We start from the raw sequence: 23,685 nt of genomic DNA on the forward strand, positions 1-23,685 counted from the left end.
AATATCTTGTGATTTTCCAACTTGAACTTGCGATTTGCAGCCTTTTACTTGCGGTTCTGTAGGTGGAAATTGCGATTTAGGGCATCTAATTTGTGATTTGCAACAATACGGCCCTTCACTAGCAAGTAATCTGAGTCACCTTGCGATTTAGAGTACTTCACTTGCTATTAACATTTACACATTAATAACATTTGCCACCATTGCCACCATAACCATCAACAAAAGCAGCACCAACAATAATAAGCAAAATAAACAAAACAACAATCAGTGTAAAACCAGAACCGTATCCACTAGCTCCTCCAACGCCATCATTTCCAGACATACTAATCATCCCTTCTTTCCTGTGATATTGTTAGAGTATTAGTAAGTTTAAATATGAACAGGGCATCAAGGTAAAAAATTATATTTTTTTAATAAATGAACCTCAGATTATATAAGTTCAGAATACAAAAAATGCTCAGAGAAAAACTCTGAGCATTTTTTATTACAATTATAATAACAGCCAATGATTAAGTAATTAAATTCCCAATTAAGAACCTACAAAATCCCCACCGTCTACATGAATCGTTTGACCAGTCATATAACTAGAATCAGTGGAGGCTAAAAATACATAAGCCGGAGCATTTTCTGCTGGCTGTCCACGACGACCAATTGGTGTATCAGCTCCATGCTGTCTCACTTTTTCTTTATCAAATGTAGCAGGGATAAGTGGAGTCCAGATAGGTCCAGGTGCCACTGCGTTTACCCTGATTCCTTTCTCGATTAAGTTCAATGCCAATGAACGAGTAAAGGATGTTATAGCCCCTTTAGTTGCAGAGTAATCGATTAGACCAGGTGAACCGTTATACGCTGTGATGGAGGAAGTATTAATGATTGTATCGCCTTTCTTCATATGAGGAAGTGCGGCTTGAGATAAATAAAACATAGAAAAAATATTTGTAGAGAAGGTTTCCTGCAATTGATCTGGCGTGATTGCAAGAAAATCATCTGTTGGAAATTGTTTTCCAGCATTATTGACTAACACATTTAGTTGTCCAAATTCCTGAATCACTTGCTCCACTGCTTGTTGACAATTTTCATCATCACTTAAATCAGTCTTGATTGTTAATGCTTTTCCGCCATATTTTTCTATTAATGCTGCTGTTTTATCCGCATCTTGTTTTTCATTTTCGTCTAAGTAAACAATCGCTACATTTGCACCTTCTTTAGCAAATGCAATAGAAACCGCACGTCCAATCCCACTATCACCACCTGTAACTAAAGCAACCTTATCTGTTAGTTTATCCGATCCTTTATAATTTTGGTCATCAAAGATAGGTTCTGGGGTCATTTCCTCTTCAATACCAGGTTGTTGCTGCTGTGTCTGACCTGGAACTTTTTTGTCTATTTTTTCGTATTTATCTGCCATTATGAATTCCTCCCTTAACTTGGTTGTTACATTTATTCCCTTCAAACAAAAAAACAAACGTAAAACTAATGATTTGTCCGAATAGTTCATTACGTTTTTAAAAATTTGGAAGCGGGTATATATAGGGAGAATATACTCTCTAGAGAGAAGAGCGGAGAATACAAAATGAAACCAATAATAGGAATCACAACAGAAGTTCTAGAAGATGGCTGCTATTTTATGCCACCAGTTTATGCAAATGCCATTATACAAGCAGGTGGGATTCCTATCTTAATCCCTTTAGTACCAGAGGAAGACATAGATGAACTAAGTAAACGGCTAGATGGCCTTTTTGTTACAGGTGGGGAGGATATTGATCCAAGTTATTACAATGAAGTTCCTCATGTGCATTTAAAACAGATTACACCCCAATTAGACGAAATGGAATTTAAACTTATTCAAAAAATGTTGGAATTAGATAAACCTTATATTGGGGTATGTCGTGGTTTACATATGTTAAATATTGTACAGGGTGGATCACTTTATCAATCGATTCACTCACAGCGAGATGAACCGGTAATGCAACATTTACAAAAGGCAATTCGGACGCATAGATCGCATCCAGTAAAACTAGAAAAGGGTAATCGAATTTATGACATACTACAGGAAGAAGAATTTAAAGTAAATTCATTTCATCATCAAGCGGTCAATAAAGTTGGTAAAGGGTTGGAAACAATTGCAAAAGCAACGGATGGAATTATTGAATGTATAGAAAGTAAGGACCATAGTTTCGTATTTGGCTTTCAATGGCATCCCGAAGAGTTTGCTATAGATGGAGATGAGCCTTCAAAGCGTATTTTTAAAGCATATATAGATGCAGCTTTAGAACGTAAGAATAAATAATAACAATACTTTGCCTCCTGAAATGCTAAAATAAATAGATAATTCCTAAAAAACAGGAGGCAAAGAAGATGACGGAAAGTATTTCTTTAGTGGAGGCATTTAAACAAACGAAGTACCAAATAGCTGGAAATGGAAAAAGAAATATACAAATTCTAAAAGAAGCATTCGAACAGATAGATGGCGAGCAAGATAGTGATATATACGGAAATGGGAAGGTCATTGAGGCATTTCAAGAAAAGATGGCTACCTATTTAGGAAAGGAATCTGCTGTATTCTTTCCAAGTGGTACAATGGCTCAACAAATAGCCGTACGAATTTGGTGCGACGAAAAAGGAGTTAAGAAAGTCGCTTACCATCCACTCAGCCATTTAGAAATTCATGAAGAAGATGGTTTAAAGGAATTGCACCATATCGATACACTTTTATTGGGTGATGAGGCAGGCTTGATAGGATTAGAGGATGTCTTAAATTTAGATCAAGAAATAGCCTGTCTATTATTAGAACTGCCTCAGCGAGAAATTGGTGGACAGCTCCCTGATTACAAAACTATTGTAGAAATCTCCGAATATTGTAAAGCAAACGGGATCCGATTGCATTTAGACGGAGCAAGACTTTTTGAAATTCTTCCGTACTATCAGAAATCTGCTGCAGAGGTTTGTAGTCTTTTTGATAGTGTGTATATTTCATTTTATAAAGGAATTGGAGGATTAGCCGGAGCTATTCTTGCAGGGGACAAAGAGTTTACACAACAATCGAAAGTCTGGAAACGTCGCCATGGTGGAGATTTAATAAGTCTGTATCCGTACATCATAAGCGCCAATTATTATTTTGATAAGAGAATTTCAAAAATGGAGCAATATTACGAAAATGCGATAGAATTAGCAGCACTATTTAATTCATGCCCTTTCATCCATACTAAACCAGCTGTTCCTGTATCTAACATGTTTCATGTGCATATAACCCGACCAAAAGCACAGTTAGAAGCAGTACTAGAAGAAATTTACTACAAAACAGGTATAGGTTTGACAAGCTATCTTAAAGAGACAAACAAATCTAGTGCTAGTTTCGAGGTGAGTGTCGGAGATCAATACAATTCCATACCAAAAGATAAATTACAGGAGGTATTTCAATTACTTCAAGTTAAGCTTAAGTAATCGATGAATAAAACCTAATAACTTACACAAGTTATTCTTCATGGAGGTGAAATTTCATGTCGAAGAAAAACAATAACAACAAGAGTAACTCATTAGACCGTGAAGAGTTTGGGTTCGGATATGATGTTAGTCCGGATGACTTAGATGTATACGTACAAAATAATACCAGTCAGAAAAAGAAAAATAATGAAATCAAAGAAAAATCTAATTCTAATAATGAAGAAAAATAATACTGACACATATACCCATTCGCAAGACAATTATCGTTTTGGAGTGGGTTTTTTAGTGTGCTCAAAATTCTATACTAAACTAAAAATAATTTGTGGTTCTATTTTTCCCTTTTATTTCTTACAGTGTAACAACAGCTAGAAAAAAGGGGATGTTCATTTGTTAATAGATGGTGTTTTTTCAGGAGGTGGACTCAAGGGTTTTGCACTAGTAGGTGCCTATCAAGTGTTAGAGGAAAAAGGTTATCGATTCAAGCGTGTAGCGGGCACTAGTGCCGGAGCTATCCTTGCTAGTTTTATTGCGGCTGGTTTTACTAGTAAAGAAATAGAAGAGTTATTGAACGAACTTGATACATTAACCCTTTTAGATGCTCGAAAAACAATTTTACCACTACCTATAATGAAGTGGATAAATCTATATTGGCGGCTAGGATTATATCAAGGAAAGGCTCTCGAAGACTGGTTTTTAGAAAAGCTTGCCTTAAAAGGTGTATATACTTTTTCAGATCTTGAAGCTGGAACACTAAAGCTAGTTGCATCTGACCTTACAAACGGTAAAATGATGGTACTTCCAGATGACTTAGAACGGTACGGAATTTCCGCTGCTAGTTTTCCAATTGCTCGTGCTCTACGAATGAGCTGTGGAATTCCATTTTTCTTTGAACCCGTCAAATTAAAGGTTACCTCCTCTGATACGATTATTGTGGACGGTGGTGTGCTAAGTAATTTTCCTATGTGGATTTTTGACAATGGAAACAAAGAGAGACCCATTGTAGGTTTAAAGCTAAGTAGCAAATCGGAAGAAATGGAACCTCGCAAAATAAAAAACGGCTTAAGCTTATTTGAAGCTTTATTTTCCACCATGAAAAATGCCCATGATGAAAGATATATTTCAAGGAAAATTGAAAAGAATATAATTTTTATACCTGTGGAGGATTATGGGGCAACTCAGTTTGATTTGAGCGATGAAATGAAGCAAGATCTGCTAGAAAAAGGGCGAAGTCGTGCTATTCAATTTTTGAAAACATGGTAATAGGATGTTTAATTTGAACAGACAAAGGAATAATAAGAAAGAGGATATACTAAAAGGAGAGGTTTATTCATGGCAAAGACTGCAAAAGAAGAAGCATTAAAAATCTTAGACAAAAATATGGTTGGGACAATGGCAACAGTTCAACACAATAAACCACATTCTAGATATATGACTTTCTTTAATGATAATTTCACACTATATACCGTGACTAGTAAGAAAACGCACAAGGCAGAAGAGTTAAAACTCAATCCAAATACACATATTCTCTTAGGATACGACGGACATGGATTAGGTGACAGTTTTTTGGAAATCGAAGGAACAGTCATCGAATCAGATGATGAAGCCATGAAAGAGAAGGTTTGGAACAAGGCTCTAAAAGGCTGGTTCGAAGGCCCAGAGGATCCTGACCTCTTAATCTTAAAAGTTACCCCCACAAAGATACGATTAATGAATACAAAAGGAGAAGAACCTCAAGTTATAGAACTTTAAAGCTCCTCTATCTATTTTACGGAGACCTTTCTGATTTTAAGTTAGGTCTCTTTTGATGCTGATTTTAAAAAGAGGTCGTAATAGAAGTCACGACCACCAAAATTTGTTTAGCCTATTAAATTATTAGTACTATCTTTGCTTAATCTCTCCACGATTCTTCTCTTTCGATAAAGCATCATTCCAGCTTCTGCTATATCGTTAATCGCTGATCGATTAATAAAAGCACCAAAAACTAGACCTGCAATTGGAATCATTTGAAATAGCTTTTTCCACCCAAATTGATCTCTGTAAGATAATACCACTTCACGCCAACCTTGAATCTCCGACAAAACCTCACGTTTCGTCTCCTCATCTTGTTTATCAAACTTAGATAGTTGAGACAGTATCGCCTGTTTTCCGACAATATCCGATGAAATAAATTGAAGTGATTTAATGATAAATAATCGCTCTTTCTTATCATTTGGATCATAACCATAACAAATGGCAATGTCCTGCAGCGTTTTCAGCTGTAGGCCTAACAGGAAAGGAATATCAATAGATAATGTAAAGATGCCACCAATCCCTGTTCCAGCACCTTGAACGGTAGCCAAATTTTTTCTGTTTTTCGCTATTCCTTCCACGGCCTTGTCCATTGTTGAAATAGACAATCCGTTCACGTCTTCCATATTTTCAATTCCCATGTTTGGATAATAGGTTTTGATCTTGGATGTTGAACTTAGATAGCTGCTACCTGTTTGGACATATTGGCCAAGCTCATCGATTAACGAGCCCATTTTTGTTTGAATAAATTTTGGAGTCCATTTATCCATTATTTTAAAAGGTAATCGACCTAGCTTTTCCCAAAACCATAGGTCACCTTGATCCTTCTCCCAAGCCTCTACTTTTAATAATTCAGTCTGTAACCACTCTTGTGAATCAACCATAACTATCACCTCGTTTATAATACGTCCTTCCATTAAAATAGTTTCATTTCAAGATATTCTCATGTGAAAAATACATATTTATTGAAAGGCGTGGCAAACTAAAAAAATCTTTAGGTAGGAGAGTGGTTCTTGTGAAAATAGGGAAGTTAGTACGGGCCACTTTAGGTAGGTCAGCCGAAGGGAAATCGAAAAAAGAAAAACCAAAAGAACCAACGCAGGAACAGAAAGATAAAGTAATAGAACGACTAGAAAATATTAAGAAGAAAACGTCTGAAATAGACGATATTGTGTATAAAAAGATTGCTACAGAGGAAGGCGTTGTCACGGTTATTTATTCAAATTCATTAGTTGAAAAGATGACGATGCAAACAATGGTTTTTATCCCACTAACAAATTATATACATCAGATTCATCAGGTTTCTGAGGTTATTGACTATAAGGATAAACAAGAGGTAACAACTAATGTGATTTCTGGGAAAACCGTTTTATTTTTTCACGATTCTTTTCAATTACTTAGTATAGATACATATAGTGCACCGACCCGTTCTATTACAAACACCGAGACAGAATCTACTGTAATTGGTCCTCAGGATGCTTTTACAGAATCATTGGAAACGAATATATCATTAGTAAAAAGACGTATTAAAAGTCCAATGCTGAAAAATGAAGCGCTTACAATAGGTGATGAATCGAATACAAGAATATCCATTATGTATATAGATGACATTGTAAACAAAGATAATCTAGGAGTTTTGAAAGGTCGAATAGATAAGTTAAAGCACCCTGCATATATAGATATCACAATTTTAAAACAATTGGTGGAGGATAATCCACTATCTCCTTTCCCACAGTATTATCTAACTGTACGTCCGGATACAGCAAGTCATTTTTTGTTGGATGGAAGAATTGTGGTACTCATGGAAAATAGTCAAGATGTAATGGTATGTCCGGTAACTTTTTTGGAAATGTTCATCTCTGTCGAAGATTATTATAATCGTTGGACAACTGCCTCTTTACTGAGAATGCTACGTTTTTTTGGTTTTTTCTTAACGATCACTATCACCCCGTTGTACGTCTCAGCTTTAACATTTCATCCGGAAATACTACCGTATGAGCTACTCTTAAATCTACAGGAATCAAGGGCGAAAGTGCCTTTTCCACCCCTGCTTGAAGTGTTATTTATCGAACTTATTATTGAAGTTTTAAGAGAAGCTGGTTCTCGAATGCCAGCTAAAGTAGGGCAAACAATAGGTATCGTAGGAGGTATTGTAATAGGAACAGCCGCGGTGGAGGCAGGACTCCTCAGTAATATTTTGGTTGTTTTAGTAGCCACCTCTGCATTACTTTCCTTTTTACCACCAATTTTCCTAGTAAGTAATACAAGTAGATTTGTACGATACATTTTCATTATTTCTGCGGGGTTATATGGAATGTTTGGACAAATGCTAGCATTGACCTGGTTATTCGTGCATTTGTTAAGAATCGATTCCTTAGGGAAGCCTTTTATGAATCCTGTTATTCCAAGAAAGGCAACGGATTTATTGGATGGCATCATTAGGTTTCCAACAGCATTTTTGATTAATAAAATGGGGATTTCTAGATCTAAGAAAAAATAATACTCTAAGGGGAGGAGGAGAATTTGAGTCAAAAGAACTTAAAGGTTTTAAATGTGTACCAGGTTATATTTTTAGTGCAAAATATAATGATTGGTACTGGGATTCTCTCCCTCCCCCAAAGACTGAGCATACTAGGCTATAGTCAAATACTAATGCCGATCTATTTTGGAATCATTGCAACTATAACTTTATGGCCAATGGTTTGGCTTTGCTCACAGTATAAAGGGGATAATTTGTTTCGGATTAATGAAATACTATTGGGAAAATGGATTGGTAAAAGTATTAATGTCTTGCTGGTACTTCAATTTACTTTATTTGTAGCGGGCATCGTTAGTAATTATATGAATTTAATCCAAAGCAATGCACTACCTGAACAGACCATGACACTCCCTATTATTTTGTTACTTGTACTCCTAACTTATATTGTGAACGGGGGTATTAAAACAATTGCTCGATTTTGCACATTAAGCTTTTTTATTACTATACCGATGCTTTATTTTTTGAAATGGGGAATTGAAAAGGGCGAATTTAGTCATATATTTCCATTATTTAATTTTGATATGAAAGAGTTTGGGAAAGCTCTACAGGAAGGCTATTTATCAATACTTGGCTATGAATTAATCTTGTTTTATTTTCCCTATATAGTCAATCAGAAAAAGGCATTTAAACATACTTTGATTGGCATATGGATTACAATCGGTATTTGTTTTATAACAACATTGGTCAGTGTGATGTATTACTCGGAATGGCAATTAAGGAATATTCAATTCTCAGTTTTGCATTTGTTTAAAGCTGGAGAACTTTCTTTTGTGGAGAGAATTGATATCATGGGTATCACTTTATGGGTATTTCTAATACTAACGACAGTGGCTGGATACTTGTGGAGTGCTAAAAAAGGATTAGATTCACTTCGCTCGAAAAAAAATAACTACCATGTGTACTATATCGTAGTAGCGGTATTTGGAATTGTCATGCTCCCCGCTTCTCGGGAATTCCAGGAGAAGCTTTTTGAAGCAAGCTTTTATATTGAATATATAGTAGTTGCATGGCCGATTGTTTTATGTCTGATACATCTAGTTAGAAAAAAGCAGGTGCAATCATGATGAAAAAAAATATTATATTGTTTATTTTGTTAAGTACAATTTTATTAATTGGCTGCTCGGATAAAGAATTGAAAGTTCCCTTGGAGGATGTAGGTATGGTAAGTACCATGGCTTTCGATTATATAGATGAAGATACGATGAAAATGACAGTTGCTATTCCACAATTCTCTCCAGAAGCAAAAGAGAATACACAAACTTTCTCTGTTTCGACTGATATGGTTTCTAAAGGGATTGTAGAAATAGAAATGCACTCGGACAAAAAGATCGTGTTGAACCAATTAAGGGTGGTACTTTTTAACGAAGAGTTTGCACAGCACGGTGAGATGGAAAAAATTGTGCGACATTTTTATAGAGAATCTTCAGTCGGAAATAAGGTACTTATTGCCATTGTAAATGACACTGGAGAACAAATACTAAAGGCCGATTACCCGGATAAGCCAAATATTAATATGTATATTAACGACTTATTACAACCTAGTATTAATACTGCATTTAACCCGAACACGAATATTCATGATTTTATTTATACGCAAACCAGCACAGTGCACGATTCTATCGTTCCTTTACTTGAAAAAAAAGATGGGACTATCAAAATGGAAGGAATTGCGATATTTAAAGGACATGAAATGCTACAAAGTTTAACAGCTGATGAAGCACTTATCATACAAGCACTCCAAGGAAGAAAAAACCTTGCACCTTTATCTTTAGAATTAGATGGTGGAAAAGAAAAACTTATGTTAGATCTCATTACAAATAAGGTAAATATGAAAAGTAATGAAAATATGGAATCACCAAAGTTAGTTATAAATATAAAATTCGAAGGAACACTTGTTGAATATTCAGGGGAAAAAGAAGATAGTTTACATAAACTGGAGGAAATAACAAAATTAGAAGAGGAAATAAACGAGCGGACCTCCAAACAAATTGAAGAATTTCTCGACAAATTAAAGGAACTCGAAGTAGATCCCGTCGGTTTGGCAGAGGAATTCCGGAGGTATTACCATGGTGATTGGGATAAAAAGAAGACAAATGACATTATTAGCAAACTAGAGGTAGATGTTCAGGTAGAAACTTCTATTATAAGTACAGGAAACCTAAAGTGAATTTTCAAGAATTATGACAACCAATCAAGTTCAATTTTGGCGTGAACAAAGACGACATGATAGCGTTTACATTTTATTGAATATTGAATGTAAACGCTTTAATATGATAGACAACAAGAAACTTTAATAATATCTAGTAAGGGAGGATACGGTACAAATGAATACAGAACAGACAGAAGGTTCGGGGTTCAAGGTTAAAGTACAGCGATTTGGGAGCTTTTTAAGTGGGATGATTATGCCAAACATCGGCGCATTCATCGCATGGGGTCTTATAACAGCATTATTTATAGAAACTGGATGGTGGCCGAATGCAGACTTTGCAGAGCTAGTCGGTCCAATGATTAATTATTTACTGCCAATCCTAATTGGGTTTACTGGTGGTCGTCTCGTTCATGGTATTCGAGGTGGTGTAGTTGGTGCTACTGTAACGATGGGGGTAATCGTCGGAGCGGATATCCCAATGTTCCTTGGGGCCATGATAGTTGGTCCATTAGGTGGATGGGCTATTAAGCAATTTGATAAGCTAGTAGAAGGTAAAATAAAAGCTGGTTTTGAAATGCTTGTGAATAACTTTTCAGCAGGTATTATTGGTGGTATTTTAACACTTTTTGCATATAAGTTAATAGGTCCAGCAGTTAACGCATTAACAGATTTCCTTGCAGCTGGCGTTCAATTCATATTTGATGCAGGTCTCTTACCACTTGCAAGTATTTTCATAGAACCAGCTAAAGTATTATTCTTAAATAATGCTATTAATCATGGGATATTAGGACCTTTAGGAATTGAGCAGGCTGCAGATGCAGGAAAGTCGATTCTATTCTTATTGGAGTCAAATCCAGGACCAGGTCTTGGTATTTTACTTGCATTCATGTTCTTTGGGAAAGGAGCAGCTAAACAAACTGCACCTGGAGCAGTAATTATTCACTTCCTAGGTGGAATTCATGAAATTTACTTCCCTTATATTTTGATGAAGCCATTCCTACTTGTAGCCGCTATTGCCGGTGGAGCTTCTGGTATCTTTACATTGCAATTATTCAATGCAGGTCTAGTGGCAGCACCTTCACCAGGAAGTATATTTTCAATACTAGCGTTAACTCCAAAAGGAAGTCATATAGGAGTAATATTAGCTGTAATAGTCGCTACTGCAGTATCCTTCCTGGTTGCTTCTCTTATTCTTAAAACGTCTAAAGATATAGAGGAAGACGATTTAGTTAAGGCAACAGAAAAAACTTCTTCACTTAAAGGGAAAGAAAGTAGAGCAGCAGAATTTATTCAACCGACTACAACAGTTGAATCTATTCAAGAAACTTCTCTTGCAAATGTACAACATATTATATTCGCTTGTGACGCGGGTATGGGATCAAGTGCAATGGGAGCCTCTATCTTGAGAAATAAAATGAAAAAAGAAGGTCTTGATGTATCTGTAACAAATACAGCTATTAGCAACCTTCCAGCGGATGCTGAAGTAATCATTACGCATAAGGATTTGACGAGCCGTGCGAAGAAACAGGTGCCTAATGCGCAACATATTTCTGTTGAGAATTTCTTAAATAGCCCGAAATATGATGAGCTAATTGAGCAACTAAAAAAATAATGACACATCCGAAACTCGGCCTATTTTATAGGCTGAGTTTTGCCAATGATTTTGGATTGTTAGAAATGAGGTGTTAACCATATTTATTTCGAGCAGAGAAAAGATGATTATTGAAGCATTAATAGTAGAACAGGAAGAAATAACGATTAAAGAATTATCTAAAAAAATCGATGTGAGTTCACGAACTATACAACGAGATTTAAATAATGTCCAAAGTATTTTAGATTCCTATCAGCTTGAACTGATTAGAAAATCAGGAGTCGGTGTTCAAATCATAGGGAACGAACAAAGAAAGCAAGAATTAGTTCAACAGCTTAAAAAGTCCACACAGAGGGAATACACATTGGAAGAAAGGTTAACATTAATCCTATGTATTTTGTATGAATCAGCTGAACCGGTCAAGCTCTTTTCCCTTTCTAAGGATCTAGGAGTATCCATTTCAACCGTCAGTGCAGATTTGATGAAATTAGAGGAGCAACTACAGCCTGTCCAGCTTTCTATTTTGAAAAAAAGAGGGTATGGAGTAGAACTATCAGGAACGGAAAATGCAAAACGTAGAGCGATAAGTTACGCATTATCTAAAACCTTAAAGGAAGAAGGGCTATTTTCCTTAATTAAAGAAAAGATTCATCAAAAATCGAGCAATTATGAAGATCCAATTTCTGAAAGATTAATGCACCTTGTCGATAGAGAAAAGTTAGGAATGATCGAAGAAGCGATGAAGGATCTATATCCAGATTTCTCTTTGTCGATGACGGATAGTGCTTATGTGGGTTTAATCGTTCATCTTGCTTTGGCTATTGAACGTATTTTACAGGGCGAAAACATTACCATTGACGAAGCATATTTAAAGCAAATATCGCTTGAACCAGAATATCCTATTGCGAAAAAAATTATCAATATGCTGATGGACCGTTTCGATGTGGATATCCCAGAAGCTGAAGTCGGATATATAACGATGCATCTTCAGGGATCCAAACTTCGTCAACAAGAAGGGGTATTAGTTGAGGCTTCCAATTTAGAATTATATAGACTTGCGAAGGAATTAATTCGTGAGATGGAGAAGCAAACTGGCTTCCACCTATCAGACAATGAATCCCTTCTTGAAGGACTAGTAACTCATTTAAAGCCAGCAATTTATCGTATAGAGCAAAACATGGGCATAGTTAACCCCTTACTGGAGGAAATTCAAACGAATTATAAGGATTTGTTTGACCAAGTCAAAGCTGCCACGCGAATAGTTTTTCCAAAGCTTCTAGTTCCAAATGAAGAAATTGGATATTTAGTTATGCATTTTGGATCTGCTTTAATTGGGGTATTAGGTAAGGGAGATCTAAAGGCATATATTATTTGTTCTAGTGGAATTGGAACTTCTAAATTACTGGCATCACGATTACTTCGGGAAATCCAAGAGATTTCAGAGGTAGCTAATATTTCTGTCTTCGACCTAAATAAGCTAGCTGCTACTATTACTGATAGGGATCTTATTGTCTCAACCATTTACCTGCAGGATTTTCAAAGGGAGTACATTATGGTCAACCCTTTTTTAACTACAGAGGAGATTAACCAAGTTCAACTGTATGCAAGAAGGAAAATGCTTATACAAAAAGCTCATTCCATAGTAAAGGATAGTCATCCAACTGTAGATGTATTAACGGAAAAAATAGAAAAGCTACACCAGTACTCAGGAGTAATTCTAAGGGTATTGAGCAATTTTCGACTTGCGTTGCTAAAACAACAATCTACAGTTAAGCAATATATACAAGAGATTTGTGCATTGCTGGAGGATAGTCAGGTCATTGAAGAAAAGGAACTGGTTGTAGAAGCTTTGTTGGAAAGAGAAAAGAGTGGTGGTATTGGTATTCCAGGAACAAAACTTGCGCTATATCATACTCGTAACGAATATGTTCAAGAACCATCGTTTACTATTCACAAACTCGAACACGCTATCTGGATAACAGGAATGGATGGAATTGACATGAAAGTGGATACACTACTTGTATTACTTTCACCTGAATCATTTCTAAAAGCAGGTTTAGAAGTACTAAGTTTGATCAGTACATTAATAATTCAAAATGAACAAAGTATGCAATTATTTGAAACAGGAGATGAATCTCAAATCCATTCATTTTTAGCAGAAGCATTTGAAGCATTTATCAGAGAAAATATAAATTAATGGAGGCGTTTCACAATGGCATTACCAATTTTAGCAGAAGAAAATATTTTACTTAGTCAACAATTAGCAACAAAGGAAGAAGCAATTCGTTTAGCTGGTCAGATTTTAGTAGACAAAGGATATGTGGAAGCTGGTTATATAGGGAAAATGTTAGAAAGAGAAGAAATGACATCAACGTTTATGGGGAACTTCGTTGCAATTCCACATGGTACTGATGATGCAAAAAAAGAAGTGAAAGAAACAGGTATCTCTATTATTCAGGCTCCGGATGGAGTAGACTTTGGAGATGGTAATATAGTGAAACTGATTTTTGGTATTGCTGGTAAGGGTAATGATCACTTGGATATACTATCTAATATTGCAATTACTGTATCAGAAGTAGAGAATGTAGAAAAGATAGTTAATGCTACTTCACCAAAGGACGTCCTTTCTTTTTTTGAAGGAGTGAACTAATATGAATGCTGTTCATTTTGGAGCAGGAAATATAGGCAGAGGATTTATCGGTTTGTTGTTGCACCAATCCGGGTATAAAACTTGTTTTGTAGATGTGAATGAAGAAGTCGTTAATTTATTGAATGAGAAGAAACAGTACACTGTAAAGCTTGCTGAGGCATCTCACAAAGAGCTACACGTTGAAAATGTTCATGCGATTAACAGTTTAAAGAATCCCGAGCTTGTCATTGATGAGGTAGCGAATGCAGATATTATAACCGCTGCAGTAGGGCCAAATATACTTCCGTTAATAGCAGGATTGATAGCTAAAGGATTGAAAAAACGCCTGACACAATCGAAAAAGCCCTTAACGATTATTGCATGTGAAAATATGATTGGTGGTAGTACCTTTTTAAAAGAAAAGGTATATGAAGAGTTAACGAATGACGAAAAGGTCGAATTCGAAACGTATTTTAGCTTTCCAAATGCGGCAGTAGACCGAATTGTCCCAAACCAAACAAATGCCGATAAATTGGCAGTAACAGTTGAGCCATTTTACGAGTGGGTTGTAGATGAGTCAGAGATAAAGGGAACTAATCCGCAGGTTAAAGGAGTAACATTTGTTCAGGATCTGGAGCCGTTCATTGAACGTAAATTGTTCACAGTTAATACTGGGCATGCCGTTGTTGCTTACTTTGGTTATTTAGCTGGAATACGTAATATGCATGAAGCCCTTGCAAATATAGAAATAAGAAAAATGATTGAGCAGGTTTTGAAGGAAACTAGTAGATATCTGACCGCAACTTACTCGTTTGATGAAAAAACGCACGCTGAATACGTGCAAAAAATCATAAATCGTTTTGCTAATCCATATATTTCAGATGATACAACTAGAGTAGGGCGTTCACCGATGCGTAAGCTTAAAAACAATGACCGACTTGTCCGCCCTGCGACCAAATATGTAGAAATGTTCAACGAGAATCCTTTATACTTAGCTAGAGGGATAGCAGCAGCATTACATTATGACTTCCTAGAGGATCCAGAAGCAATTGAAATACAAGCTATGATAGAACAAAAAGGAATCCAATTTGCGATAGAAAAAACGACTAGCTTAAAGCCAGGAACAGATCTATTTGAAATGATTCATAAGCAATATGATGAAATGGCACTAAAGAAAAATAATATAAAACCAATTTAAAGGAGTAGATTATTATGACAAATCATACGTACACAGTAGTAGCAGAATCAGGAATTCACGCAAGACCAGCGACGGGGCTTGTACAAATCGCTTCAAAATATGTTTCAGATATTTTCATGGAGTATAAAGGGAAAAAAGTTAATCTAAAATCTATTCTTGGTGTTATGTCACTTGGTGTAGGTCAAGGCGGAATCATTTCTATATTCGCTGAAGGAACTGACCAACAGGAAGCATTGGAGGCAATCGAAAGCTTCTTGAAATCTGAAGGGATTATTGAATCATGACAGAAAATTTAAAAGGGATTGCTGCATCCAGTGGTATAGCCATTGGTAAAGCTTTTTTGATGATAGAACCAGATTTAACTGTTACGAAAAATACAGTGTCTAATAAGGAAGTAGAGGTTACTCGATTTCATGAGGCAGTAAATGCTGCTAAACTAGAGCTACAAAAGATACGTGACCGTGCAGAAATTGACTTAGGAGCTGAAAACGCTGCAATTTTTGATGCACATTTGCTTGTCCTTAGTGATCCTGAATTATTAGGCTCCGTTGAAGGGAAAATAAATGACGAAGCGTTAAATGCAGAAGCCGCTTTGAAAGATACTGCCGATACCTTAATAGTCATGTTTGAACAGCTTGATAACGAGTATATGCGCGAACGGGCAGCAGATATCCGGGATGTAACAAAGCGAGTAATTGCAAAGCTTTTAGGTGTAGAAATACCAAATGTTGGGTTGATTGATGAAGAGGTTATTATCATCTCCAAAGATTTAGCGCCTTCAGATACAGCTCAACTAAATAGAGCATTCGCTAAAGGATTTACGACAGATATGGGAGGTCGTACGTCTCATTCAGCTATCATGGCTCGCTCTTTAGAAATTCCTGCTGTTGTTGGTACAAAAAATGCTACATCTGCTATTAAACAAGGAGATTTGATCGTTGTGGACGGAGATAGTGGTGAAGTACTTATAAATCCTCCAAGCGATGTTATCGAGAACTATGTAGAAAAAAGAAATGAACAAGAAGCCGAGAAGAAAGAACTTTCATTGCTTAAAAATAAGCAAACTATTACATTAGATGGTATACATGTGGAAGTAGCTGCAAACATCGGAACACCGAAAGACGTAGAAAGTGTACTTGAAAACGGTGGAGAAGGAATCGGACTATATCGTACCGAATTTTTGTATATGGAACGAGATTCATTGCCAACTGAGGAAGAGCAGTTTCAAGCATACAAGCAAGTGCTTGAACAGATGGGTGATAAGCCTGTAGTTGTTCGAACATTAGATATTGGTGGAGACAAGCAGCTTCCATACTTAAATCTTCCAGAAGAAATGAATCCATTTCTTGGCTTCCGAGCAATTCGACTTTGCTTAGAGGAACAAACAATTTTCAGAACTCAACTTCGTGCTTTATTACGTGCAAGTAATTTCGGTAATCTTAAAATAATGTACCCAATGATTGCAACTCTAGAGGAATTCAGAGAAGCAAAACAACTATTACTAGAAGAAAAAGAACAGCTTCAACAGGAAGGTACATCAGTATCCGATCATATAGAGGTTGGTATTATGGTAGAAATTCCTTCGACGGCAATACTAGCTGATCAATTTGCCAAAGAAGTGGACTTTTTCAGTATTGGAACAAATGATTTAATCCAATATACGATGGCTGCAGATAGAATGAACGAATCGGTTGCTTATTTATATCAGCCCTATCATCCAGCTATTTTACGTTTAGTTAAAATGGTAATCGATGCTGCACATGCTAGGGGGAAGTGGACGGGTATGTGTGGAGAAATGGCAGGAGATTCAACTGCAATTCCATTATTGATTGGTTTAGGGTTAGACGAGTTCTCCATGAGTGCTCCTTCTATGCTACGAGCTAGAAGCCAGATCAACCAGCTGACGCAAATAGAGATGAAACTGCTTGCGGAAAAGGCACTGTCCATGCAAACTTCGGAGCAAGTGAAGCAATATGTAAAAGAGACTTTAGAAGGTTAATAGATTAAAAGCTTCGTGAAAACCCACTCAAGACGATATGAGTGGGTTTATTCATGGTGCTTATTTTCTTTTTGCTTTCGGAGTATTTTTTTCAAGCTCTTCAAATTCTTTGGCAAATTCTTCTTGGATGTCATTTGGTTTGATCTTTAGATTTTTTGGCGTTTGAGGTAGTGAATCTTTGTTGTTGCTTTTTCCTTGCTTATTGTCTCTTCCCATATAAATCTCCTTTCCTTTGTTCGTACCATCTTAATATGGCTTATTTTAATACATTTAAACAGGGAGAGGTGGATTAAGTAGATTTGATATAGAAAAAGATTCTGAAATAAGAGGAGTTAAAAAATACTATGATTTCTGTTACACGTGGACGCTTTCCGAGAGAGAGATAAACATAGAGAAATATTATCTCTATGTAGTAAACGCGTGCTATTAAATTGATACTAAGTTTCTGTTTTCTATTATATCTAGCTCAGAATTATTAGCCTTAGAAGCACCGAACATAATTTCAAAAGTAGTTCCCTTACCTAATTCACTTTCTACATGAATAGTTCCGTTCATCTCTTTGATAAAATTGAATACTACCAACATTCCGAGTCCAGTACCTTTGTCTCCTTTTGTAGAAAAATAAGGTTCCCCAAGATGTGAAACTTGTTCTGGTGTCATACCAATACCATTATCCTGAATGCGAATACGGACTTGTTTATAATCGGTATTAACCTCTAAAAGTAACACTCCCCCATTTGGCATTGATTCAATTGCATTTTTGATCAAATTAATAAAACACTGATGAAACTTTTGTTGATTGGCTTGAATAATATGTGATTCGGAAAAATACTGATTTATATAAACCTTGTTCGCCTTGGCTGATGGCACTAATAGTTTTAGGACATTATAAAGTTCAAGCTCTACATGGATGGGCTGTAATGCATCTTTTTCTTGTTTTGCTAAGGCTAAATAATTTTCCACAACTCTCTCAGCTGATTTAAGTTCATTTCGGATGATTGATAAGTATTGGGTTTGGGTTTCTAAAGAAGTAGATTGTGACTGTAAAAGTTGAACAAATCCAATGGCTGCGGTTAAAGGATTCCTGATTTCATGTGAAATAGTTGCTCCCATTTGTTCTATAGCCTTGTATTTTTTTGTTTCTAACAGATAATTTTTCAATTGAATACTTTTATTAACCTCTTCCATTAAAAAAGCAAGTATCCCAATGCCTATAGATTGGATGAATAGTTCTGCAAACCAAACATCTAGAAGCTGATAGTCTACATGTAGTATATTAAAAAAAACTATCTTTACTAAGCTTATGCATAAAGAAATTTGCACTAATAGTTGAATACGTTTTCTGGATGGTTGCCCTAAAAACCAAGGTGATATTTTCCATAATAATAGTCCACAAAACGAACTGAATATACAAGACGTCCAGAATCCTAGGTCAATACCAATGAAAATAGCGTGTAAAGCTATTGTAATTACAGTTAAAAGTGGACTAAGTCCTACATAAAGAATGCCAATTATAAAAGGAACATATCGCAAGTCTAAATGGAGTTCTTCTTGTAGCGGGTAACTAAAAGCAAAACAAATGATTAGACTACAAACTAAATAAACGCCAAATATTATTTTAGCGGGTATTTTGTTATTTTCTCCATTAATCCAAGCAAATCCTAATAATTGGAGAGCAGCTAACAAGGAAAGATTGAATATGAAATTCATAGTTATTTCCATAGACCGATCGCTCCTTATATAAAATGTGTATAGGTAAAGAATTATTACTAACTATAGTTGTCGATTCTCCTTTACCCTTTGTGAAGGAATTGGAAACGATATTTGGATAATTGTACCTAACTTAGCTGGACTATTTATATGAATTTTACCAGACATTGGATGGATAATACTTTTAGCAACCATAATATTAAAGGATTGATTTGGTGCATTACTCATAGTAGAAAAATAGGATTCTTCCATCAGCCTCATTGTAAATTATTGTAGGTTAATAGTACTATTGTATAACCAATTATACAACAGAATAATTAGAAGGTTTTGGAAAAACAAAAAAAACTCAAGTACATGGTTCAAACTGTCCAAGTACTTGAGCGTTATTAGTTTTTGTTGAAAAAGGTGATAAGTTGTTTCTTAGTAGGGGCTTGAATTTTGTAGGTTAACTCTCGATCACCGCTGTTTTCAATACGTGGAATGATTGACTCTATTACATTGAATTTCCAAAAGGATGGTTTACTTTTTGTACTTTTTTCCGTATCTTTTGTCATCATTTTACGTTGAAATGGGTGTAGCTTAGCCATCAAAAATTTTTCTTTTATGCGTATCAATAAGTAACCTTCGTCTGTTTCAGGATTGAACTTTTTCATTAGGGATTCACCTAACTCGAACGTATTCGATTTGTTTTGAACAGATGGTGATAGAACTAAAATATTCCCTTTGCGGAACAATGCTGTATTCGACACTTGCTTGAGACCTAAATCATTAATAAGAAAATCTAAGTTCACTTGAGACGCTTCGCTAGCGACTGACATATTCCATACCTCCTCAACATTTACAGACTCCTATGTTAAGTATACCCTATTTTCCCTAGGAAATCTTAGTTACACTAAGAATTGCTTGATATTTTTTGAAATATTTATAAAACTGTTGTGTATTTTCTTATCTATTTTTGATTAAACCTTAAATTCCTCTTACTTTCATGTTAAAATAAGCACTTACCAAAAGAGAAGGAAGTGTTAAGTATGGTAGGTCGAAATGATCCTTGTCCATGTGGTAGTGGAAAAAAATACAAAAAGTGCTGCGAGTCAAAGCAGACTGATTCAATAGAAGAGGTACAAACAGAGGAACTGGAACGAATATTGCAATCTTTTTATGACCTCTATCCAGAGCGTAAAGATATGGAAGAATATGCGGATCTTGTGAGTGCTTGGAGCAAAAAGATAGGTGACTATTTAGACATAGAAATGATTGAAGCTATCGTAATGGATGAGTTCTTTTTCCATTATAAACAGGAGATATGGTTAGGCTATCTTGAAAAGCAAAAGAAAAAAACGGTACGACCTTCTACATTAAATGTTTTGAGTCAATGGCAAAATCCATCGGTTTTTGTTGGGAAAGTGGTAGAAGTAGATGATCACTATATGACTGTTTCCCACGTACTCACGAAAGAGAGCATTTTGCTTAGACGAGAAAGTGATAAGCCTGTGCCTGTTGGAGTTCATGTATACTGTTTCATCTTGCCAGATGGCTCTAACAAAGAAAATCAGTATTTAGCTATTTCTAGTTTAGTATTCTTCCCGGTTGATCATCAGGAAGTTTTTGATAAAATAGAAAAACAATTTGAAAAACAAGAGACCCTATCAGCTTCAGCCTTTTTAAAGGAAACGGGAGCAACCTTATGGAAATTGCTTGGAGAAAATGGCTATGAAGGCGGAGAGTATACACACTTTGAAGTCGGAGTATTACAAGTAGCGATAGATTTCTTAGAGAAAAACAATCGTGAATATGGCAAGTTTATAGAGATAGTGGAAGATTATTTAGTGGAGCAACAGCCAAATGCACGCAAGGAAGTTGCGATTGCAGCCGGAGCCATTCGATTTGGTCAAGAAAATGGATTATTTGAACCTTTTAATATGACTATAAAAGAAATTGCAGAGACTTTTGAAGTTTCCACCGCTTCTTTAAATAAGTATTACAATGATTTAACAGAGTATTACAAAGGAAAATAGTTTAAGTATAAAAGGTCACCGCTTATTGAGTTTTAATAAGCGGTGACCTTTTTATATTTTGTCAGAAATAAATATGTTATTTCTGATTTTTTAATTATGTAGTTCTTTTATGCTATATTTTCTAGTAGGTCTTTTAGCTGTTTATAAAAAATTATACAACACTATAGATAAATTAATGAGGAGAGATGAAGAAATGAAAAAAACTAAGAGTATTTCGAAAAAATTGTCTGCTATAATAGTAGGACTATTTTTAGTGTTATTTCTAATATATTCAACAGTGACAAGTACTATTTTATATAACCAAAGTATGAAAGATGCTGAGAGCTCGACAATGGTGGATGCCAAACTTGCGGCCTCTTTAATAGGTGATCGCTTTCAAAAAGTAAGTGAAATGTTATATACAACGAAAAATGTAATAGAACTATCGGAAAGAAACAACCGGCTTTTGGGAGAAGAATTAGTGCAAATTCTACAAACAAATTTAGAGAATAACGATGACGTTTTTGGTGTCTCATTACTATTAGAGAGCGGTGTGATAGAAGGCGAAACATTACCAAGTAATCTTAAGGATAGTTCCGATCGATTTATTCCCTATCTATTTAAAAGTGGAACATCTATTGTGACGGAGAAACTTATGAATTATGACGACAAAGATGTAGCTTGGTACAATGTTCCTAAAAATGAAAAACGAGCTATTTTGACAGAGCCATATATGTACGAATTAGCAGGAGAGTCAGTCCCCATGACTACTATAGCAGTGCCTTTATTAACAAATGAGGGGACTTTCTTCGGTGTTATCACAGCTGACTTAACAATCGACTTTTTAGGAGAGGTAGTTACAACGATTGCTCCTCCAGGTGGCTATGCCAGTGTTATTACAAATGAAGGTATATTAATAGTAAATAGTATTAATGACAAGATGAATGGGTCCAATATGGAAGATGCAATAGATTGGTCAGGAGTAAAGAAGGATCTAGATAGTGGACATGAAGGAAGTTTGTACGTGGATTCAAAATCATTAAAGGAACAAGCATTTAATGCATTTGCTCCAATGGTTCTAGAAGGTACAGATGAAACTTGGTCCATTCAATTGGTTTTACCAAAGTCCAAAATACTAGATACATTCAGCCAAATATTATTTGTAAATATTATAGGTGCCATTATTATGGTGATATTGATGGCGGCGGTGTCCGTCTGGTTTATCTTTAGACAATTAAGGCCATTGAAATTTTTACGAGAATCTATTGAACTTGCTGCTACTGGGGATTTAACAAGAAAAGTTGACGATGTATATATTAAACCAGATGAAATAGGAGCTGTTGCATCTGCTTATAATAATATGCTAGTTAAAACGAACGATGCAATACACACTGTTTTAGGTTCTTCTACACTTTTGTATAAAACTTCTAATAGTGTACATGAGGTGTTTGATGAAGTAGTAGCATCTAGCGAAGAGGTTTCTATAGCAACTAATGAGATTGCGCAAGGAGCGGCTAAGCAATCAGAAGATACAGAAGAAACAAATCATCTTATGATGCAGTTATCAGATCAAATTGAATCATTAATAACGATTTCTGCTCAAATGGATGAGTTATCTTTGAAAACTAAAGTATCAACTGAAGACGGCATAAAAGAAGTAATTAGACTACGAGAACAGAATACACAGACAAACGAAATTAATAGTAAGGTGCAAACGCAAATAGAAACATTGACATTGAATATTGGCAATATCAATCAAGTGATTGGATCTATTCAAGGTATAACAGAGCAAACGAATCTGCTAGCTTTAAATGCAAGTATAGAAGCGGCTCGTGCTGGTGAACACGGGAAAGGGTTTGCGGTAGTTGCAGAGGAAGTTAGAAAACTTGCAGAACAATCGAAGCGAGAAACAGAAGTGATTAAACAGATTGTGCAAGGAATCATGCTAGAATCTAAGCAAACAGTTTCGATCATTACTGAAAATGTGGAAATGATGCAAGCACAAAATCAATCAGTGCGTAGCACGGAAGTAGCATTTAATAATAATAAAGCATTAACTGCAGATATTGAGTTAGCAATCAATCAATTAGTAGACGAATTAAGTAGTATGTTAGAGAACAAAAATAATGCCATTATGGCAATACAAAATATATCAGCTATATCGGAAGAAACTGCAGCTTCAGCAGAACAAGTTAGTGCGTCTGCAAATGATCAACAAACTGAGTTAGAAAGGGTAGGAAACTCTATAACTCATATGAATACTATTGCCGAAGAATTACAAGAGGTAGTAAATCGATTTAAATTATAATAAAAACATAATATATATTAGGAGTAGAGAAAGTGACTTAGTCATATTCTCTACTCTTTTTAGTGTCTGACATTGTCTAAAGATAGATTTATTTGCAACTGCAATTTATTGTATCGTTTCAACGAGTCTGCAAAATGACGTATTTCACTGGGAACCACTCTTGTCATAGACTGTAGAAAGTATCAGTTGTCATATAGCACACAATAACATAGAAATTTTCCCATTCTGAAAGTAAACAAAAAAGAGCATATTTATCTAATATCTAAGGCAAGTAAGTTTATCAAGAATGTGATCAAATGACATTACAACGGAAGTAAAAGTCTCAAGAGAAAAATA

The 23,685-nt window shown here is 35.5% G+C and carries 23 protein-coding genes; 16 read left to right on the forward strand and 7 right to left on the reverse strand.

Going from position 1 to position 23,685, the window contains the following annotated elements; genetic code table 11:
• Positions 1-181 precede the first annotated feature (181 nt).
• Positions 182-322: a YjcZ family sporulation protein gene (locus KD050_RS13405; protein WP_211892847.1), complete on the reverse strand. Its 141-nt coding sequence runs from the start codon at positions 320-322 to the stop codon at positions 182-184.
• 207 nt (positions 323-529) lie between these two features.
• Positions 530-1,408, reverse strand: coding sequence for an SDR family oxidoreductase (locus KD050_RS13410; protein WP_211892848.1), 879 nt, complete (start codon positions 1,406-1,408; stop codon positions 530-532).
• 165 nt (positions 1,409-1,573) lie between these two features.
• Between KD050_RS13410 and KD050_RS13415 the strand changes: the two genes are divergently transcribed.
• The 5 genes from KD050_RS13415 (at position 1,574) to KD050_RS13435 (ending at position 5,193) form a co-directional block, all read left to right on the forward strand.
• Positions 1,574-2,290, forward strand: a complete 717-nt coding sequence (locus KD050_RS13415) for a gamma-glutamyl-gamma-aminobutyrate hydrolase family protein (RefSeq protein WP_211892849.1) — start codon at positions 1,574-1,576, stop codon at positions 2,288-2,290.
• A gap of 68 nt (positions 2,291-2,358) precedes the next feature.
• The gene (locus KD050_RS13420) at positions 2,359-3,444 is read left to right on the forward strand and encodes a threonine aldolase family protein (RefSeq protein WP_211892850.1); all 1,086 of its coding nucleotides are present in this window, start codon (positions 2,359-2,361) and stop codon (positions 3,442-3,444) included.
• A gap of 56 nt (positions 3,445-3,500) precedes the next feature.
• Positions 3,501-3,674 carry a hypothetical protein gene (locus KD050_RS13425; RefSeq protein ID WP_211892851.1) on the forward strand — a complete coding sequence of 58 codons (174 nt, stop codon included), beginning with the start codon at positions 3,501-3,503 and terminating at the stop codon, positions 3,672-3,674.
• Positions 3,675-3,831: 157 nt separating this feature from the next.
• Complete coding sequence (locus KD050_RS13430; RefSeq protein WP_211892852.1) at positions 3,832-4,704, forward strand: patatin-like phospholipase family protein; 873 nt, start codon at positions 3,832-3,834, stop codon at positions 4,702-4,704.
• 69 nt (positions 4,705-4,773) lie between these two features.
• On the forward strand, positions 4,774-5,193 hold the full coding sequence (locus KD050_RS13435; RefSeq protein WP_211892853.1) for a pyridoxamine 5'-phosphate oxidase family protein: 420 nt from the start codon (positions 4,774-4,776) through the stop codon (positions 5,191-5,193).
• A gap of 107 nt (positions 5,194-5,300) precedes the next feature.
• On the opposite strand, the gene KD050_RS13440 is transcribed toward KD050_RS13435, so the two are convergent.
• On the reverse strand, positions 5,301-6,116 hold the full coding sequence (locus tag KD050_RS13440) for an EcsC family protein (protein WP_211892854.1): 816 nt from the start codon (positions 6,114-6,116) through the stop codon (positions 5,301-5,303).
• A gap of 131 nt (positions 6,117-6,247) precedes the next feature.
• Between KD050_RS13440 and KD050_RS13445 the strand changes: the two genes are divergently transcribed.
• The 9 genes from KD050_RS13445 to ptsP all read left to right on the forward strand — a co-directional run bounded on the left by KD050_RS13445 (position 6,248) and on the right by ptsP (position 17,337).
• Positions 6,248-7,732: a spore germination protein gene (locus KD050_RS13445; RefSeq protein ID WP_235753813.1), complete on the forward strand. Its 1,485-nt coding sequence runs from the start codon at positions 6,248-6,250 to the stop codon at positions 7,730-7,732.
• A gap of 23 nt (positions 7,733-7,755) precedes the next feature.
• Positions 7,756-8,835, forward strand: a complete 1,080-nt coding sequence (locus KD050_RS13450) for a GerAB/ArcD/ProY family transporter (protein ID WP_370627078.1) — start codon at positions 7,756-7,758, stop codon at positions 8,833-8,835.
• Positions 8,835-9,938 carry a Ger(x)C family spore germination protein gene (locus KD050_RS13455; protein ID WP_211892855.1) on the forward strand — a complete coding sequence of 368 codons (1,104 nt, stop codon included), beginning with the start codon at positions 8,835-8,837 and terminating at the stop codon, positions 9,936-9,938. Before KD050_RS13450 ends, KD050_RS13455 begins: the two co-directional genes overlap by 1 nt.
• 157 nt (positions 9,939-10,095) lie before the next feature.
• Entirely contained in the window at positions 10,096-11,532 is a 1,437-nt protein-coding gene (locus KD050_RS13460; protein ID WP_211892856.1) for a PTS mannitol transporter subunit IIBC, read from the forward strand.
• 70 nt (positions 11,533-11,602) lie between these two features.
• On the forward strand, positions 11,603-13,708 hold the full coding sequence (locus KD050_RS13465; RefSeq protein WP_370627079.1) for a BglG family transcription antiterminator: 2,106 nt from the start codon (positions 11,603-11,605) through the stop codon (positions 13,706-13,708).
• A gap of 15 nt (positions 13,709-13,723) precedes the next feature.
• Positions 13,724-14,161: a PTS mannitol transporter subunit IIA gene (locus tag KD050_RS13470; RefSeq protein ID WP_211892857.1), complete on the forward strand. Its 438-nt coding sequence runs from the start codon at positions 13,724-13,726 to the stop codon at positions 14,159-14,161.
• A 1-nt stretch (position 14,162) separates the two neighbouring features.
• Positions 14,163-15,338: a mannitol-1-phosphate 5-dehydrogenase gene (locus tag KD050_RS13475; RefSeq protein WP_211892858.1), complete on the forward strand. Its 1,176-nt coding sequence runs from the start codon at positions 14,163-14,165 to the stop codon at positions 15,336-15,338.
• A gap of 14 nt (positions 15,339-15,352) precedes the next feature.
• Entirely contained in the window at positions 15,353-15,622 is a 270-nt protein-coding gene (locus KD050_RS13480; RefSeq protein ID WP_211892859.1) for a phosphocarrier protein HPr, read from the forward strand.
• Positions 15,619-17,337, forward strand: coding sequence for a phosphoenolpyruvate--protein phosphotransferase (gene ptsP / locus KD050_RS13485; protein ID WP_211892860.1), 1,719 nt, complete (start codon positions 15,619-15,621; stop codon positions 17,335-17,337). The genes KD050_RS13480 and ptsP overlap by 4 nt, the downstream gene beginning before the upstream one ends.
• A gap of 60 nt (positions 17,338-17,397) precedes the next feature.
• Here ptsP and KD050_RS13490 read toward each other — a convergent pair whose 3' ends face one another.
• The 4 genes from KD050_RS13490 to KD050_RS13505 form a co-directional block, all read right to left on the reverse strand.
• Positions 17,398-17,553, reverse strand: coding sequence for a YfhD family protein (locus KD050_RS13490; protein WP_211892861.1), 156 nt, complete (start codon positions 17,551-17,553; stop codon positions 17,398-17,400).
• 210 nt (positions 17,554-17,763) lie between these two features.
• Positions 17,764-19,059, reverse strand: coding sequence for a sensor histidine kinase (locus tag KD050_RS13495; RefSeq protein ID WP_211892862.1), 1,296 nt, complete (start codon positions 19,057-19,059; stop codon positions 17,764-17,766).
• Positions 19,060-19,110: 51 nt separating this feature from the next.
• Entirely contained in the window at positions 19,111-19,299 is a 189-nt protein-coding gene (locus KD050_RS13500) for a hypothetical protein (protein WP_211892863.1), read from the reverse strand.
• Between the two features lie 134 nt (positions 19,300-19,433).
• Positions 19,434-19,865 carry a hypothetical protein gene (locus tag KD050_RS13505; protein WP_211892864.1) on the reverse strand — a complete coding sequence of 144 codons (432 nt, stop codon included), beginning with the start codon at positions 19,863-19,865 and terminating at the stop codon, positions 19,434-19,436.
• Positions 19,866-20,075: 210 nt separating this feature from the next.
• Between KD050_RS13505 and KD050_RS13510 the strand changes: the two genes are divergently transcribed.
• Positions 20,076-21,062: a YecA family protein gene (locus KD050_RS13510; protein WP_211892865.1), complete on the forward strand. Its 987-nt coding sequence runs from the start codon at positions 20,076-20,078 to the stop codon at positions 21,060-21,062.
• A 193-nt stretch (positions 21,063-21,255) separates the two neighbouring features.
• A complete protein-coding gene (locus tag KD050_RS13515) occupies positions 21,256-23,349 on the forward strand; it encodes a methyl-accepting chemotaxis protein (protein ID WP_211892866.1) in 2,094 nt (697 codons plus the stop codon).
• Positions 23,350-23,685 lie beyond the last annotated feature (336 nt).

The sequence above is a fragment of the Psychrobacillus sp. INOP01 genome, from assembly GCF_018140925.1.
Taxonomy (GTDB): Bacteria; Bacillota; Bacilli; order Bacillales_A; family Planococcaceae; genus Psychrobacillus.